This window comes from Daejeonella sp., from assembly GCF_049655485.1.
Taxonomy (GTDB): Bacteria; Bacteroidota; Bacteroidia; order Sphingobacteriales; family Sphingobacteriaceae; genus Daejeonella.
On the sequence record NZ_JBASJU010000450.1, the window covers coordinates 1 to 15,595 of the forward strand.

Sequence of the window (15,595 nt, forward strand, 5' to 3'; positions counted from 1 at the left end):
CCTTAGCGAATTAGTAAAAATACTATGAGTGTAAACAGTCATTTCGGAGCTATATTAAATGCCGTTAAGGAGTACGAAAGCCTTCTGACGGAAGTTACTGAAGAAACATTTACCCAAAAACCTGCAGACGGCGGATGGTCTTATTCTGAAACGTTTTCCCATATTTTTCAGGCTAATCTGGCTTCGCTGTTCGCCATAGAAAAGTGTAGCCTTGGAACGGGCATACTAAGCGATAAGCCGACCCACTGGAAGGTGCGCGCGATATTGTTTTTCGGAAGGTTTCCCCCGGGGAAATTTAAAGCACCTGAGCAAATTGTGTCAATGGTTAAAACTCTTAGTAAAGAAGAAGCGGCCAACCTGATAATTAAGTTTAAAAGCCGGCTTGCAGAATTAAAAGCCAAAGTTGAAAAGGCAGATAAGTATCAGAAAGTTAAACACCCACGCCTGGGTCTGCTGAATGCAAAGCAATGGTTTCGGTTTGTAGAAATCCATACTAAACACCATATCAAGCAGCTGTCAAGAATCAAGAAGGGGCTTCAAAATGGAAAGTTAAGAATGGAGAGTTGATACCGCTTACTGTCAACGGTCCACTCTCAACTGATCAAAGTTCTTCCTCTTCGAAATTAACCTCATATGGGCTAATCCAAATTCCGGCAATAATAATAATGAGAAGCAATATAAGCTGAATTATAAGTTCTGTCGTCATACACAAGGTTTATACTAAGTACGAATTCCGCGGTGATCCGATTGTTAAAGAAATGTTAAACTTTCACCTGTGACCTGTCAACTCTCCAGTCTCAATTCTCAACCTTTTGTAGTAATATTGTACCAAACACCCTTGTATGATCAAGCAGTTCCGCAGTATCAACCCTGTTAACATTATTTTCCTCGCGGGTATTACTGTTTTATTGAGAGCGGGATTATTTATCAACTTACCCGAACGAACAAGCGTTGATTTTATCGAGCCGTTTACAAGGTTCTTGCTCCCTTTTCCTGAAAATACCCTTTCCGTTTCGACAAATATTTACCTGGCGGCCTTCCTGCTTTTCGTTCAGTCGCTCATCTTTAACAGAATTATAAATTCATATAACCTTCTGGGGAAGCCAACCTATCTTCCTGCTCTCTTGTATATTTCGGCAGGAAGTTTATTTACACCATTCCTGATACTTAGTCCCGCCTTATTCTGTAATTTTTTATTGCTATGGATGATCGAGAAATTTCTAAGTATCTATAAACGCAATGAAGTAAGTTCGGTAATGTATGATTTGGGGATGATGGTAGCATTGGGGGCGCTGATTTATTTTCCATTTATCGCTATGTTACCCCTTCTCTGGATCAGTCTCTTAATTTTCAGGCCTGTATACTGGCGAGAGTGGGTGGCGGTCGTGATAGGCTTCGCCACTATTTTCTTTTTCCTGGGTGTATTTTATTATTGGAACGATTCGCTGGATCAGTTCTACCGGATTTGGATACCCCTTACATCCAAATTCCCAACAAACCTCCGGATCAATTTATATGATACACTTGTACTTATTCCGGTAGTAGCCATCATGATTCTCGCTTTCTTTCAGCTTCAGAAGAATTTCTTTCGCAGTGTCGTCCACCTTCGAAAATCATTCCAGTTGCTTTTTTTTATGTTTATAATCGGCCTCATTTCCTTTTACTTGAAAGCAGACTTAAAGCTTTACCATTTTCTCTTATGCGCCCCCCCGGCAGCCGTGCTGATGGCCTATTATTTCATCCATGCCGGTCAGCGCTGGCTCTATGAAAGTATGTATGCTATTTTGATTGCGGGGATTATATATTTTCAGATTTTTTAGGGTTGGTGGTAGTCGCATGGGTTACTCCATGGGTTACACCCATGGTTACTACTGTTCAAGCCTTTCAGGCTTGGAAAATGCCATATCGAGGTCCTACACAAGCCTGAAAGGCTTGAACAACAGTAACCGCAGGCGCAGCCTGTGGGACAGTCTGGCTGTATCATCTCCCTGGACAGGGCAAGTCTGTAAGGCTTGAACAGTAGTAACCGCAGGCGCAGCCTGTGTGACACTAATCACAATAAATACCTCTCGTCAAAAGTGACCCCATTCTCTTCGAGTAAGCGCTTAAACTCGTCGTAAAATGTTTCTTTGTGGTGGTGTATTTTTTGCTTCTTGACATAATTAAAGATCATATCCTTTTCCCGGATCGAGTAAGTAAACGCTCCATAGCCGTCCTGCCAACCTATGAAGTTTGGAAAATTTCCAGTGTCCTTCATCCAGAGGTTGCTCGAGACTTTTATATCTTTAATAAAATCTGATAATGATATGGTGGGATGGAGGTCACAAAAGATATGAATGTGATCTTCTATTCCATTTATTTGGTAAGGCGTGCACTTTTTATTTTGGATGACACCAGATATATACCGATATAAACCTTCGCAGTAATTTTCAGCAATCACCGGTTGCCGAAATTTCGTACCGAAGACAATTTGATAATAGATCTGTCTGAAACTGCTCATAGTTTTTAGCTTTTAGGACTTTTTAATTCCACCGACAGCCTCTGCATTACTTTCGGTCTGATCCCCCGTCGTTATTAATTTGTGTACTCAAGATTTGTAGTACTCAAGCTTTGCACACTAATGTCCGTATAATTCTTATTCAATCCGTTTGCTCGATTAAATACTCGTTTTCCCTCTTTGCAGCATTTAGATTATCTGTTCTTTCCAATGTTTGTAATTTGACTCCAACTGTACCTTTAACCTTTTTTAACACTAAAACACCTCAGCAATCTCAAAATTTGAATAGATTTGTATCGTAATGCCCGCCCGAAGGGAATCGGTGCGCTAAAAACAAAAACATTTTATTGATGAAATTTGGAGTTGTAATTTTCCCTGGATCAAACTGTGACGAAGACATTATTTATGTTTTAGAGCAGGTGATGGGTCAGGAAGTGATCCGCCTTTGGCATAAGGAGCATAATTTGCATGGTGTCGATTTTGTGGTTTTGCCCGGAGGTTTTTCTTTCGGCGATTACCTGCGTTCTGGTGCGATCGCTAAGTATTCTCCATTAATGCAGGAGATCATTCAGTTTGCTAATAAAGGCGGTTACGTTCTGGGGATATGCAACGGTTTTCAAATTCTTGCTGAGGCTGGTTTAGTGCCGGGAGCTTTGCTTCACAATACCAGTCAAAAGTTTATTTGCCGGAACATTCATCTTAAGCCCGCTACAACAAACAGCCTTATGACGTCTTTGCTTGATCCTGCAAAAGCACTGAAAATACCGATCGCTCATGGCGAGGGAAACTATTTTGCTGATGCTGATTCTCTAAAGAAAATTCAGGACAATGATCAGATATTGTTTCAATACTGCGATGAGAACGGAAATGTAAGCGCGGAATCAAACCCGAATGGCTCTATTAGCAATATCGCTGGCGTCTGTAATATAAACCGTAATGTGTTTGGCTTGATGCCACATCCGGAACGAGCTGCTGACCCGATATTAGGCAACCAGGACGGTATGGGGATCTTTGAGTCTATCTTAAATATAACTAATGCGTAATGTCGCATCTGGTTATTGATATTGGCAATTCCCGTACAAAAGTTGCCGTTTTTGACGACCAGAAGCTCATTAAGAATGAGGTTGTTGAACATCTGAGCCTTGAACTTCTTGCAGATTATCTGAAAGATTCAACTATACAACAAAGTGTTATTTCGTCAGTTAAAGATGAAGTAAAGGACCTGGAGAAGCTGCTAGATGCGCAAACAGAATATGTAAGATTTTCTGCGAGTTTGAAAAACGGACTTATTAATGAGTATAAAACACCTGAAACTCTTGGCCTCGACCGCCTGGCCGGAGTGATCGGTGCAAGGGTTTTATTTCCCGGAAAAAATTGCCTTGTAATCGATATGGGCACCTGTATTACCTATGATGCAATTGATAAAAAAGGTACCTATCGTGGTGGAAGTATCTCTCCCGGGCTGAACATGCGGTTAAGGGCTATGCGGGAATTTACAGGGCGTTTGCCTCTGATTGAACTAGCTGATTACGGACGGCTGGATGGTGATGATACTAAAACATCAATGCTTTCTGGTGTGGTAAATGGAACCTATTCTGAGATCATTGGATTTATTGAACAGTACAAAGCCCAATATTCAGAATTACAGGTAATACTGTGCGGAGGGGATGCGAATTTTTTTGATACTAGGCTGAAAAATAGCATCTTTGCGCACACTTTAAAAACCGAGCCTGATTTGGTACTTATTGGTTTGAATGAAGTTATTAATCAACAATGATAAAGATTTTCAAGAATATATTTTTTATTACCCTTTTGGCTGCAAGTGTATCTTCTACTGCCCAAACTACTTCTAGCTCCCCTTATTCGCAGTTTGGGCTTGGCGACTTGAAAAGGTCACTCTTGCCTCAAACCCGGGGAATGGGTGGAATAAGCATGGGAGTTCGGAAACCAGGCGTTTATGACAACATAAACATGGCAAATCCCGCTTCATACTCAACGCTTGCGTTAACAACTTTTGAAGTAGGAGCCTCAATGGATTTGAGGAGCCTGAGTAAAGCGGGTGTTTCAGGAGATGCGCAATTCAATTCCACTTTAAGCCATATCAACTTCGGCATCCCGGTTAGCAAGTCTTCGGCACTTAGTTTTGGCCTTGTACCTTACAGCGATCTGGGCTACCAGTTTAAGAATTCGGGCATGCTCGATACGACCAGCGTAGAATACGTTTATGGCGGTGAAGGTGGTGTATCTAAGGCTTATTTAGGCTATGGCTTTAAACTAGCAAAAAACCTGCATTTGGGATTCAATATAGGCTACCTCTTTGGAAGCCTTAAAGAGAACCGTTCGATTGACTTTCTGGATCCGAGACCAGATGTTGAATATGATTTGTCTGCTTTTAACTCACGTACTCAATACCAGCGTTCTGTTGGCGGTTTAAGTTTTGATTTGGGCGTTCAGTACGAGGCTGTTTTAAACGACAAAACCAAGCTGATCCTGGGTTATACAGGTAACACCGGCAAATCCCTAAATTCACGGAGGGATGTTGTCACTACTCGCTACAGAAGAGATGATCGCGGTAATGAATTTGCTGCTTCTGATAGCACCCTCTTTATAGAAGGTGAGAAAAGTACCATAAATATGCCTGTTACTCACATTGCGGGATTCGCATTCGAGAGAAGTAATTCCTGGCTGGTGGGCGCTGATTTTTCGTATAGCAAATGGTCAGATTTTAGTGAGGGTGGCGTAAACGGCGGCCTGAACGATAGTTATGGAGTGGCGCTTGGCGGACAGCTTACGCCTGATGCTAGTTCAATCAATAACTACTGGAAACTCGTAGATTATCGCCTTGGAATGAAATACGACCGAACATTTATTAAAATAGGTAATAACGATATTAAACAATACGCTCTTACTTTTGGGATGGGCTTTCCTCTACCTAGTAACCGGTCTTCGTTTTACCGGATAAATCTTTCTACAGAGGTAGGTCAAAGAGGAACCCAGGAAAACAACCTGGTCCGCGATAATTATGTCAACATACACATTGGGTTTACACTCAATGATAAATGGTTCCAGAAAACATATATTGAGTAGATTATGGGACTTCGCCGCCTTATATCCTGCCTGTCTGCAGGCATAACCGGTGTCTGTTTCCTGATATGCGTATTTTTATTTTCCTCCTGTGAAAACGACCTGAAGGACGTTGAGCAGATCTCCGCCAAAAAGCTTGCCGTCCGAGTTGATAAAACGACCGGTGTTACTGTCATTTACAGTGATTCAGCAGTAGTGAAGGCTAAAATGATTACGCCCCAATATCTTCATTATAAAACGGATAAGCCTTATATCGAAATGCAAAAAGGGGTAACTGTGATATTTTATGATGAACAGCAAGAGGAAACCAGCCGCGTAACAGCAGATTATGCAATCAGGCGCGAAAACGAAAAACTTGTCGAACTTAAGAGAAATGTGGTTGCGACCAATAACCGCGGCCAGACATTTAAATCAGAAGAACTTATATGGGATGAAGCTAAAGGACGGTTTATTTCAAATCGATTGGTTAGCATTACATCTCAGGGAAATACTTTGTACGGCACCAACTTTTGGTCCAATCAGGATTTCTCTTATTACGAAATTAATCAGGCAACGGGGGATTTGAGTTTGACGGAGAAGCAGGGGTTTTAAGCGGAAAAGTGAAAACTGAAAACGGGATCTGGCGCATTACTTCAGTTTTCAGTTTTCATCTTTCCGCCCTCTGTTTCACCTATTAATTAAGGCCTTACATTTTTATTAAAGATTATTCAATTTTTGTATCTTGCGCCCTCTTTTAAAAATTATATAAAAATATTGATATGGGAATAATGGGTTTTTTGCGGAACCGCGCAGGAATAATTATCGTTGGGGCTATCGGTTTTGCAATTGTTGCATTCTTAGTAAGCGACGCCGTTCAGATGGGCGGGTCCTTTATGAATTCTAGTCAGACGGAAGTTGGCGAGGTTGATGGCGAAGCTATTCCGGTGCTACAATTTAATGAGCAGGTGGAACTGAACTCAAATAATTTTAAACAGCAAATGGGGCAGAATAATCTGGATCCGCAGATGACTTCCTATATTATTGAGAATACCTGGAACCAGGCGGTATCCAAGATTTTGATGGATAAGGAAATTAGCCGTCTTGGGTTACAAGTAAGTAAGAATGAGTTGAACGACCTTATTACTGGTAAAAATCCTGATCCGCAGATCCTTCAGAACTTCGGCGATCCTCAAACAGGTCAGTTAAACAGAGTACAATTAAATTCTTTCCTTGACAATATTAGAACTCAGGATGCGAATAGCCCGGTAAGTGTTCAATGGACTTCCTTTTTGTTGAATATACGCGAGAATAAGCTAGCGCAGAAATATAATAACCTTGTTAAAAATAGTTTATATGTTACTTCTTTAGAAGCAAGAGAAGATTACTCACAGCGTAATAAATTAGCAAATTTCAAATTTGTCAACCTCGAGTACACTTCTATCCCGGACAATCAGGCTAAGGTAACTGAGCAGGACTACAAGGAGTTTTACGACGAGAACAAGTATCGCTTCAAAAACCAACAGGAAACCAGAACGTTTGATTATATAGTATTTGACGCTAATCCTACTAAAGCTGATTCGGCAGAAACAAAAGCTCTTGTTGCTAAGACCGCAGCGGAATTCAAGGCAGCAACTAATGACTCCCTGTTTGTTAGCATAAACTCAGAAACTAAAATGCCAGTGAGTTATGTTCAAAAGGGACAACTGGACGCGGCATTAGACTCGGCAGTATTCGCATCATCTAACGGTGCTTTCATTGGCCCAATATTTTCGAATGGCCAATACAAAATGGTTAAAGTCCTTGATATCAAGAACAGCCCCGATTCGGTAAAAGCCAGCCATATCCTGCTTAACCCAGCTGTTGAAGGTGGTGTAGATAAAGCAAAAGCGAAAGCGGATTCTATTGCGGCGCTTTTAGCGAATGGAGCCAGCTTTGCTGAACTTGCCACTAAGTTCGGTACTGATGCAACAAAAGATAAAGGCGGAGATCTTGGAACATTTGCCAGAGGTGCAATGATCCCGGCATTTGAAGAAGCAGTTTTCAATGGTAGAACAGGGGAAGTTAAGGTTGTAACTACACAATTTGGTGTTCACGTAATTAAGATTACCGGGCAGGTTGGAAGTTCCAGAGTTGCTAAAGTTGCAATGGTTGATAAATCGCTGGCAAGCAGCAGTAAGACTCAACAGGAAGCATACTCAAAAGCGACGGCTTTCTTAGCTACTGCAAAAGATGCGGAAGATTTCGAAGCACAGGCTCAAAAATCTGGCTATGCTAAGCTTATCGCTGAGAATGTGGCAGCAACACAATCCACTATCCCTGGCCTGGACAACCCGCGGGAAATGGTTCGCTGGGCATTCGACGCTGATAAGGGCGATGTTTCAGGGCAAGTATTTGAAATGGGTAATAAATTTGCTGTCGCAAAGCTTGTAGATGTGTTTGAAGAGGGAACCTTGCCTTTAGAACAAGTCAAAAAGCAGATCGAACCAATGGTCCGTAAAAAAGTTAAAGCACGTATGCTTCTTGAAAAAGCAAAAACCGCCCGCTCAGGAGCATCTTCCATCGAGCAGGTAGCTCAAAAGCTAAGCCGACCGGTTACTCCGATCCAGAACATCGTGTTCGCTAACCCGGTAATCCCTGGTATAGGACAAGAGAATAAACTGATAGGTGCAATTTTTGGGTCACAGCCAGGTAAATTATCTGAAGCAGTTGAAGGAGACAACGGGATATTTCTTTTCGTAGTCAACGGCTTTTCGCAGCCAGCACCCCTTACCAATGTGTTTAAACAAAAGGTTCAGGTTGCACAGGGCCTAATACAGCGTGCTCCTGCTGATGCATTTAAAGTGCTTCGCGATAACGCTGAAATCAAAGACAATCGCGTGAAGTTCTTTTAAGGAGCATAATTCATTAACTTTGTAACCGGAAGGGATTTAGATCGCTTCCGGTTTTTTTTTGGAGACTGAGGTCTGAAGTCAGAGGTCTGAAGTCAGAGGTGGCGTACCAAATGATCAGAGTCCACGTTACTTTCTAACAACCAACAACTAACAACCAACAACCAAAACCCAAAACCCAAATGCAAATCCAGGAAAACATAGTCAATAAAGTCGCCCAAAGTGGCCTGGTAAGCTTTGACCTTGCCGAGCTATATCCGCAGGGCGAGCGTGTTTTATACGATATTAAGGATAACCTCTTCCATGGCCTGATGTTGAGGGAGAAAGATTTCAGGGAGTTTATTAAAGAACATAATTGGGAACAGTATGCTGGAAAGCATATAGCAGTTACCTGCACGGCCGATGCTATAGTCCCGACATGGGCTTATATGCTTTTAGCAAACAGACTGGCACCCTTTGCAAAAACAGTTGTATTTGGAAGCCTTCAGCAGCTTGAGATCATTCTTTTCGAAAGAGAACTTGAAAAGCTTGACCTTGAAAAGTATCGTGATCAGAGAATTGTTATAAAAGGCTGCGGGGAAATTGCCGTACCCGAATCCGCCTTCATAGATCTTACGGTAAAATTAACGGGTATTTCAAAGAGCATAATGTACGGAGAGCCGTGTTCTACCGTTCCTATATATAAGAGGAAGGATTGAGTTGACTTTGACAGTGGAAAGTTCAGAGTAGCAGGGTATTTCTTGTAACATGACATTAATGAAGAACAAATTAGTAGTCTTATTATTTCTGATAAGCGCTCTAAATGGCTTTGGACAGGAGCTTACGAATGTAAGAGAACCGGTGTTTAAGGTAGGAGAGCAGCTTTCTTATAGGCTGCGCTATGGTTTTGTCACTGCTGCTGAAGCACATATTCGTGTTGAGCCTTCTGATGCTAAATTTGATAATAAACCGGTCTACCACCTGGTCGCTGAAGGGCGAACGGCTGGATCATTTAATGTTTTCTATAAGGTCAGGAATCGTTACGATTCATACATAGACCGGATTGATCTAAGCCCTTATCTCTACACTGAGAATATCCGTGAGGCCAATTATCGACGAAGCGATAAGGCCAGATTCTATCAGGATCAAAAGAAAATTGTTTCTAATAACGGTACTTTTAAAGGTGATGGACAGACCTTCGACGTGGTATCTGCCTACTACTTTGCCAGAAACCTGGATATATCTAAGCTGAGAATTGGTGCTAAGTTCAGTATGGACTACTTTCTACATGATGGCGTGTCCAAACTTGAAGTTCAATATGTAGGTAAAGAAAAGGTAAAAACAACTTTAGGAACTTTTAACTGTTTGAAATTTAGTCCTTCCATTCAACCCGGCCGGATTTTCAGGAAAGACAGCAAGCTTTACTTATGGATAACTGACGATGCAAATCGGATCCCTGTAAAAGCCCAGGTTGAAATCCTGGTCGGCTCAGTGACATTGGAACTCACATCTGCAACAGGGCTGAAATACCCTTTAACGGCAGCAAAATAGTATCAAGTATGATGTATCAGGATTCCACAAAGTGTACCGATCGCATATTCGCCCAGACGTATAACGTACAAAGTACAACTCAATATGATTCAAGTCCAGAATACTCTCGTCCACGAGGACATAGTCAAAGAAAACTTCGTTTGTAACCTGAATAAATGTCAGGGCGCCTGCTGCATTGAAGGCGATTCAGGCGCTCCGCTTGAGCGCTCAGAACTTGCGGTGCTGGATGATATATACCCTCGCGTAAAGCCTTATATGACGGAGAAAGGGATTGCTGTAATCGAAGAGTTTGGGACTTTCGTTAAAGACTTTGAAGGCGATTACACGACTCCATGTATTGATACAAATAAAGAGTGTGCCTATGTCACCTGGGAGAATGGTATCAGCAAGTGTGCAATCGAAAAGGCCTACGAACAAGGAGAAATCGCCTGGAAAAAACCTATATCATGCCATCTGTATCCAATCAGGATAACTGCCTACCCTGAATTTGATGTATTGCATTACGATCGCTGGAATATTTGCAGTGATGCCTGCTCTTTTGGCCGGGAACTGAAAGTCTCGGTTCATCAGTTTCTGAAAGAACCGCTTATCCGTAAATATGGGGAAGAGTGGTATAAAGAGCTTTTAGAAAAAGCGAACTACTAAGGTCAATTAGGGAGTTTTTGCGAGGAGGAAATCAGGGGCAATTCTGAATTACCTGGTTGTCTTTTCGAGGAGGTACGACTAAGCAATCCGTTTTAATGTTGGAGATTGCTTCGCTTTGCTCGCAATGACATCCTACTCCTCAATCATTTCGCTGTGAGGATACAACTCTTCCTTTTTCTCCTCCTTAAAATATCTCTTTTGATACATTAATATCATAACGACTCCTACTGATATTGCCGAATCTGCGATATTAAATACAGGTCGGAAAAAGATAAACTCGTCGCCACCCCAAAAAGGAAACCATGAAGGATAGGTCCCCTGCAATAAGGGCAGGTAAAACATATCTACCACTTTACCATGGAATAAGCTCGAATATCCGCCTTCAGCAGGTAAAAATTTAGCGGCTTCGTAGTAGGTGCTCTCGTTGAAGATGATACCATAAAAGGTTGAGTCTATGATATTACCCATCGCCCCGGCAAATATTAGTGCAAGGTTCATAATTAGCCCACGGTGATATTTCTTTTTAATTAAATACACTACTCCATATCCGATACCGCAAACTGCAGCGATACGAAACAGTGTTAATGCAAGTTTGCCTGCCTCGCCGCCAAACTCCATGCCGAATGCCATACCGTTATTTTCGGTAAAATGGATCATGGCATAATCGCCCAGGATCTTGAATTCCTGTCCTAATGACATGTTGAGTTTAACCCAGAACTTTAAGACTTGATCGGCAAGTAAAATTAGTGCAATTGCAAGAAATGGCTTGAAATAAGCTTTCATTTAGGCTTGTTTCAATTTAGCTTCCATACTAAGGGTTGCATGAGGCACTGCACGTAAACGTTCCTTCGGAATAAGTTTTCCAGTTTCACGGCACACACCATACGTTTTATTTTCAATACGTACCAATGCACTTTCAAGATTATCAATAAACTTTTTTTGACGCGCGGCCAGCTGATTGATTGATTCTTTTTCTAAGGTCGCTGAGCCATCCTCAAGAGTCTTATATGTTCCTGCGGTGTCATCAGTACCATTCATATTAGGGTTGCTTAACGATTGGGTCAAGGCGGCTAATTCTTCTTTTGAACTGCGTAATTTTTCTAAAATAAGTTCTTTAAACTCAACTAATTCTGTATCAGAATATCTCGTTTTTTCGGTCTTCTCCATGTCTATACTTTTTTTATTAATATCGTTAATTCATTCTCATCTATATCCACCTTCTCGCCGGTATTAAGTTCCTGAACAAGCTCCAAAGAGTCTGCCAGAATTTCGGCGCAAATATAAGGTAAATTATTTTTCACCGCTTCCGAAATGTAAGGGTGGTCATTTATAAACACCTGTATCTTGTCGGTAACCTCATAACCCTGTTCCTTCCTCATATTCTGTATCCGGTTCACAAGTTCCCTGGAAATACCTTCCTGTTTCAATTCATTGCTAAGTGTAACATCTAAAGCAACAGTTAGTTTGCCAAGATTTGCAACCTGCCAGCCAGGTACATCCTCAGCAACAATCTCCACATCTTCGATGTCAATTGAATACCCCGTTCCGGGTATTTCAAACCTTTCTTCCGATTCGAATTTGCTGATATCCTGTTGCGAGAGACTGGTTAATACCGCGGCAACAGTTTTCATATCCTTACCAACTTTCGGGCCCAAAGCCTTGAAGTTAGGTTTTATTTTCTTGCTGATGAAACCTGCAGTATCGGTAATATACTCAATATTTTTGATGTTGGTCTCAGAAAGGATCAGATCTTTAACACTTTCAACTTTTGTTTTGAAACCTTTATCAAGTACCGGTATCAGAATTCTACCTAATGGCTGCCGAACATTTATGCTGACCTTTTTCCTCAGGGAAAGAACCAGTGAAGAAACATCCTGTGCAATACTCATGCGTTCTTCAAGCGCTTTATCTACATGTGCTTTGTCGTATACCGGGAAATCTGATAAATGCACAGATTCTACTTTTTCCTTTCCGGTGATTTCATTCAAGTCGTTAAATAACCTGTCGCTGAAAAACGGAGCTACCGGAGCCATTAATTTTGCGATGGTATTTAAACAGGTGTAAAGTGTCTGGTAAGCAGAAATCTTATCTTCAGTATAATCACCTTTCCAGAAACGCCTGCGGCATAAACGTACGTACCAGTTGCTCAGGTTTTCATCCACAAAAGTCTGGATAGCACGAGTAGCGCGGGTAGGTTCGAAATCAGCATAATGCTTATCAACCTCCAGGCTCAATGAATTTAGTAAGGAGATGATCCAGCGATCGATCTCCGGACGATCTTCAATATCCGCCTCTTTATAACTAAAGCCGTCGATGTTGGCGTACAAAGCAAAGAATGCATAGGTATTATGCAGGGTCCCGAAGAACTTACGACGTACTTCATCGATGCCTTCGCTATTAAATTTCAAATTGTCCCATGGCGACGCATTACTGATCATATACCAGCGGGTAGCATCGGCACCGTACTGCTCAATAGTTTCAAATGGATCCACAGCATTTCCAAGACGCTTGGACATTTTATTCCCGTTTTTGTCTAATACCAGTCCGTTAGACACCACATTTTTAAACGAAACACTGTCGTTAAGCATGACTGCGATGGCATGAAGGGTGAAAAACCAACCCCGGGTTTGATCCACACCCTCAGCGATGAAATCTGCAGGGTAAACCGATCCCGCTTCTTTGTCATCACCAGAATGCGTATTCCAGTATTCTATAAATTCTTTCGGGCTGATCTCGCCTTTCTTGCCGGCCTCAGTAGGTGGCAATCCCCATTGGGCATAAGGCATGGCGCCGGAGTCGAACCAAACATCGATCAGGTCGAGCTCGCGGAACATTTTTTTGCCTTTCGGCGATACCAGGACCACATCATCCACATAAGGACGGTGCATATCATTGATCTCGAAAGAAGCGTCCATAAAACCAGCTTCTGCCGACTTAGCAATACCGGCTCTTAGCTCTGAGATTGAACCGATGCACAGTTCCTCATCGCCATCTTCTGTTCTCCAGATAGGGAGCGGGGTGCCCCAATATCTTGAACGCGACAGGTTCCAGTCGACCAGGTTTTCCAGCCAGTTACCAAAGCGACCTGTTCCGGTCGATTCCGGTTTCCAGTTAATGGTTTTATTCAATTCTACCAGGCGATCCTTTACAGCAGTTGTTTTTATAAACCAGCTGTCAAGCGGGTAGTAAAGTATAGGTTTATCAGTTCTCCAGCAATGCGGGTAACTGTGCTCGTATTTCTTAACGTCAAACGCCTTATTGTCTTCTTTTAATTTAATTGCGATCAGCACATCGGTAGGCCTGAATTCAGGATCATTACGTTCGGCATCACTGTAATATTCTTCTTTAACAAACCGGTTGGCAAAATCACTGACCTCCTCCACAAAACGTCCCTGCTTATTAACCAGGGGATGTTCATTTCCTTTTTCATCAGTAACCATTACTGAAGGGACGTTATGTTCACGTGCAGCCCGGAAATCGTCCGCACCGAAAATAGAAGCTGTATGAACAATTCCGGTACCATCTTCCGTGGTGACGAAATCCGCCGGGATTACCCTGAATGCATTCTTTTCGAGGTTTTCATTGCTGACGTAAGTCATCAGCTGGTGATATCTCAGGTTTACCAGTTCAGAACCTTTAAATTCAGCAGCAATCTGCCACGGTATAAGTTTATCGCCCGCTTTGTAATCCCCGAAAGGGAGATCTTTAGCCTCGGCTTTGAAATATTTTGAAACAAGTTCTTTTGCCAGCACCACACTTACAGGAGCGAAAGTGTACTGATTAAAGGTTTTAACTTTTACATAGTCTATAGATGCGCCAACAGCAAGGGCACAGTTCGACGGCAGCGTCCAGGGAGTTGTAGTCCAGGCTATAATTGCCGTATCCTCAGCGGAATCTTCAAAAAGAACCGGTATCAGCGGATGAACCTGCTCGTTTTTGATGCGGAATTCAGCAACAATAGAGGTGTCCTTAAGCATCTTATAGGTTCCAGGCTGATTCAGCTCATGTGAGCTAAGGCCTGTTCCCGCTGCAGGAGAGTAAGGTTGCACCGTGTAACCTTTGTATAATAAGCCCTTTTGATGAAATTGCTTCAGTATCCACCAAAGCGTTTCGATATACTCATTTTCATAAGTTACGTAAGGATCATTCAGATCAACCCAATAACCCATTTTCTCTGTCAGGTCATTCCAGACATCCGTATATTTCATTACCTCGGTACGACAGGCTGCATTATAATCTTCAACCGTAATAGATTTACCGATATCATCTTTGGTAATCCCCAGTTTTTTCTCAACTGCCAACTCAATTGGAAGCCCGTGAGTATCCCATCCCCCTTTACGCTTAACGCGATATCCTTTAAGGGTTTTATAACGGCAAAAAATATCCTTGATCGAGCGTGCCATCACGTGATGTATCCCCGGCATACCATTGGCAGATGGGGGACCTTCATAAAAAGTGTAAGATTTCGAAGCGGGCCTGTTGGAAATACTTTTTTCAAAAATCCGGTTCTTTTTCCAGTATTCTAATATCTCCTTGCCGGTTTTCGAAAGATCAAGCTGCTTATATTCTTTGTACATCAGTGTTTTAAGCCTAAATTTAAGGTTGCAAAGTTAAGGATTTTAAGGGGTAATATCTAGCTTTTGCGTCATAAAAGGCAGGTGCTTTGTCAAGGTGTATAGAGGCTCTTACCATCCCAGCCTTCACCGTTATGGTACGTCCGGTGGAAGTCCTTGTTCTTTGCTCCTTGTTCCTTGTTCCTTTTCACCTTGCAAATTAAACGACACCCCCATGACCCACCAAACCAAACCATAATTTAGATAAACTGTATATTTGTAAACAAACAAGATCATATGATTAACAAATACATGCGCCGCGGCATCTTTCTGATATTAATCGGGGTTGCTTTTGTCCTTCTTGGTTACTACCTGATGGAGGAAGATATTTTTAAATACGGCTGGTCAATGATCATCGG

Annotated in this window: 14 protein-coding genes; 10 read left to right on the forward strand and 4 right to left on the reverse strand. The window is 42.0% G+C overall.

All coding sequences use genetic code 11. The annotated features are described in order from the left end of the window. Positions 1 to 24: 24 nt before the first annotated feature. Both WBJ10_RS17870 and WBJ10_RS17875 read left to right on the forward strand, forming a co-directional pair. A complete protein-coding gene (locus tag WBJ10_RS17870) occupies positions 25 to 567 on the forward strand; it encodes a DinB family protein (RefSeq protein ID WP_424292778.1) in 543 nt (180 codons plus the stop codon). Positions 568 to 842: 275 nt separating this feature from the next. Continuing rightward, positions 843 to 1,820, forward strand: coding sequence for a DUF6427 family protein (locus tag WBJ10_RS17875; protein WP_424292780.1), 978 nt, complete (start codon positions 843 to 845; stop codon positions 1,818 to 1,820). Between the two features lie 233 nt (positions 1,821 to 2,053). Here the strand turns inward: WBJ10_RS17875 and tnpA are convergent, their stop codons facing one another. After that, the gene (gene tnpA, locus WBJ10_RS17880) at positions 2,054 to 2,500 is read right to left on the reverse strand and encodes an IS200/IS605 family transposase (RefSeq protein WP_424292782.1); all 447 of its coding nucleotides are present in this window, start codon (positions 2,498 to 2,500) and stop codon (positions 2,054 to 2,056) included. A 347-nt stretch (positions 2,501 to 2,847) separates the two neighbouring features. On the opposite strand from tnpA, the gene purQ reads away from it, so the two are divergent. The 8 genes from purQ (at position 2,848) to WBJ10_RS17920 (ending at position 10,623) form a co-directional block, all read left to right on the forward strand. Next, a complete protein-coding gene (purQ, locus tag WBJ10_RS17885) occupies positions 2,848 to 3,540 on the forward strand; it encodes a phosphoribosylformylglycinamidine synthase subunit PurQ (protein ID WP_424292784.1) in 693 nt (230 codons plus the stop codon). Next, positions 3,540 to 4,274 (forward strand): type III pantothenate kinase, encoded by a 735-nt coding sequence (locus WBJ10_RS17890; protein WP_424292786.1) that lies wholly within the window; start codon positions 3,540 to 3,542, stop codon positions 4,272 to 4,274. The genes purQ and WBJ10_RS17890 overlap by 1 nt, the downstream gene beginning before the upstream one ends. Beyond that, a complete protein-coding gene (locus WBJ10_RS17895) occupies positions 4,271 to 5,584 on the forward strand; it encodes a hypothetical protein (RefSeq protein ID WP_424292788.1) in 1,314 nt (437 codons plus the stop codon). Before WBJ10_RS17890 ends, WBJ10_RS17895 begins: the two co-directional genes overlap by 4 nt. 3 nt (positions 5,585 to 5,587) lie before the next feature. Continuing rightward, positions 5,588 to 6,172: an LPS export ABC transporter periplasmic protein LptC gene (lptC, locus tag WBJ10_RS17900; protein ID WP_424292790.1), complete on the forward strand. Its 585-nt coding sequence runs from the start codon at positions 5,588 to 5,590 to the stop codon at positions 6,170 to 6,172. Positions 6,173 to 6,339: 167 nt separating this feature from the next. Then, complete coding sequence (locus tag WBJ10_RS17905; RefSeq protein WP_424292792.1) at positions 6,340 to 8,451, forward strand: SurA N-terminal domain-containing protein; 2,112 nt, start codon at positions 6,340 to 6,342, stop codon at positions 8,449 to 8,451. Positions 8,452 to 8,630: 179 nt separating this feature from the next. Continuing rightward, complete coding sequence (locus WBJ10_RS17910) at positions 8,631 to 9,146, forward strand: DUF2480 family protein (RefSeq protein ID WP_424292794.1); 516 nt, start codon at positions 8,631 to 8,633, stop codon at positions 9,144 to 9,146. 58 nt (positions 9,147 to 9,204) lie between these two features. Next, a complete protein-coding gene (locus WBJ10_RS17915) occupies positions 9,205 to 9,978 on the forward strand; it encodes a DUF3108 domain-containing protein (protein ID WP_424292796.1) in 774 nt (257 codons plus the stop codon). Between the two features lie 84 nt (positions 9,979 to 10,062). Beyond that, positions 10,063 to 10,623, forward strand: a complete 561-nt coding sequence (locus tag WBJ10_RS17920; RefSeq protein ID WP_424292798.1) for a DUF3109 family protein — start codon at positions 10,063 to 10,065, stop codon at positions 10,621 to 10,623. A gap of 132 nt (positions 10,624 to 10,755) precedes the next feature. Here the strand turns inward: WBJ10_RS17920 and WBJ10_RS17925 are convergent, their stop codons facing one another. The 3 genes from WBJ10_RS17925 to ileS are packed head-to-tail and all read right to left on the reverse strand — an operon-like array spanning position 10,756 to position 15,200. Then, positions 10,756 to 11,406, reverse strand: coding sequence for a lipoprotein signal peptidase (locus WBJ10_RS17925; RefSeq protein ID WP_424292800.1), 651 nt, complete (start codon positions 11,404 to 11,406; stop codon positions 10,756 to 10,758). Then, positions 11,407 to 11,790: a TraR/DksA family transcriptional regulator gene (locus WBJ10_RS17930; RefSeq protein WP_424292802.1), complete on the reverse strand. Its 384-nt coding sequence runs from the start codon at positions 11,788 to 11,790 to the stop codon at positions 11,407 to 11,409. It lies immediately after the preceding gene. A gap of 2 nt (positions 11,791 to 11,792) precedes the next feature. After that, the gene (ileS, locus tag WBJ10_RS17935) at positions 11,793 to 15,200 is read right to left on the reverse strand and encodes an isoleucine--tRNA ligase (protein WP_424292804.1); all 3,408 of its coding nucleotides are present in this window, start codon (positions 15,198 to 15,200) and stop codon (positions 11,793 to 11,795) included. Positions 15,201 to 15,595: the final 395 nt, after the last annotated feature.

Bases quoted from the DNA above. Each gene is read 5' to 3' on its own strand.
- purQ (WP_424292784.1), top strand. From the start codon at position 2,848: ATGAAATTTGGAGTTGTAATTTTCCCTGGATCAAACTGTGACGAAGAC.
- WBJ10_RS17925 (WP_424292800.1), bottom strand. From the start codon at position 11,406: ATGAAAGCTTATTTCAAGCCATTTCTTGCAATTGCACTAATTTTACTT.
- tnpA (WP_424292782.1), bottom strand. From the start codon at position 2,500: ATGAGCAGTTTCAGACAGATCTATTATCAAATTGTCTTCGGTACGAAA.
- WBJ10_RS17910 (WP_424292794.1), top strand. From the start codon at position 8,631: ATGCAAATCCAGGAAAACATAGTCAATAAAGTCGCCCAAAGTGGCCTG.
- ileS (WP_424292804.1), bottom strand. From the start codon at position 15,200: ATGTACAAAGAATATAAGCAGCTTGATCTTTCGAAAACCGGCAAGGAG.
- WBJ10_RS17890 (WP_424292786.1), top strand. From the start codon at position 3,540: ATGTCGCATCTGGTTATTGATATTGGCAATTCCCGTACAAAAGTTGCC.
- WBJ10_RS17895 (WP_424292788.1), top strand. From the start codon at position 4,271: ATGATAAAGATTTTCAAGAATATATTTTTTATTACCCTTTTGGCTGCA.
- WBJ10_RS17875 (WP_424292780.1), top strand. From the start codon at position 843: ATGATCAAGCAGTTCCGCAGTATCAACCCTGTTAACATTATTTTCCTC.
- WBJ10_RS17905 (WP_424292792.1), top strand. From the start codon at position 6,340: ATGGGAATAATGGGTTTTTTGCGGAACCGCGCAGGAATAATTATCGTT.
- WBJ10_RS17870 (WP_424292778.1), top strand. From the start codon at position 25: ATGAGTGTAAACAGTCATTTCGGAGCTATATTAAATGCCGTTAAGGAG.
- WBJ10_RS17930 (WP_424292802.1), bottom strand. From the start codon at position 11,790: ATGGAGAAGACCGAAAAAACGAGATATTCTGATACAGAATTAGTTGAG.
- WBJ10_RS17915 (WP_424292796.1), top strand. From the start codon at position 9,205: ATGAAGAACAAATTAGTAGTCTTATTATTTCTGATAAGCGCTCTAAAT.
- WBJ10_RS17920 (WP_424292798.1), top strand. From the start codon at position 10,063: ATGATTCAAGTCCAGAATACTCTCGTCCACGAGGACATAGTCAAAGAA.
- lptC (WP_424292790.1), top strand. From the start codon at position 5,588: ATGGGACTTCGCCGCCTTATATCCTGCCTGTCTGCAGGCATAACCGGT.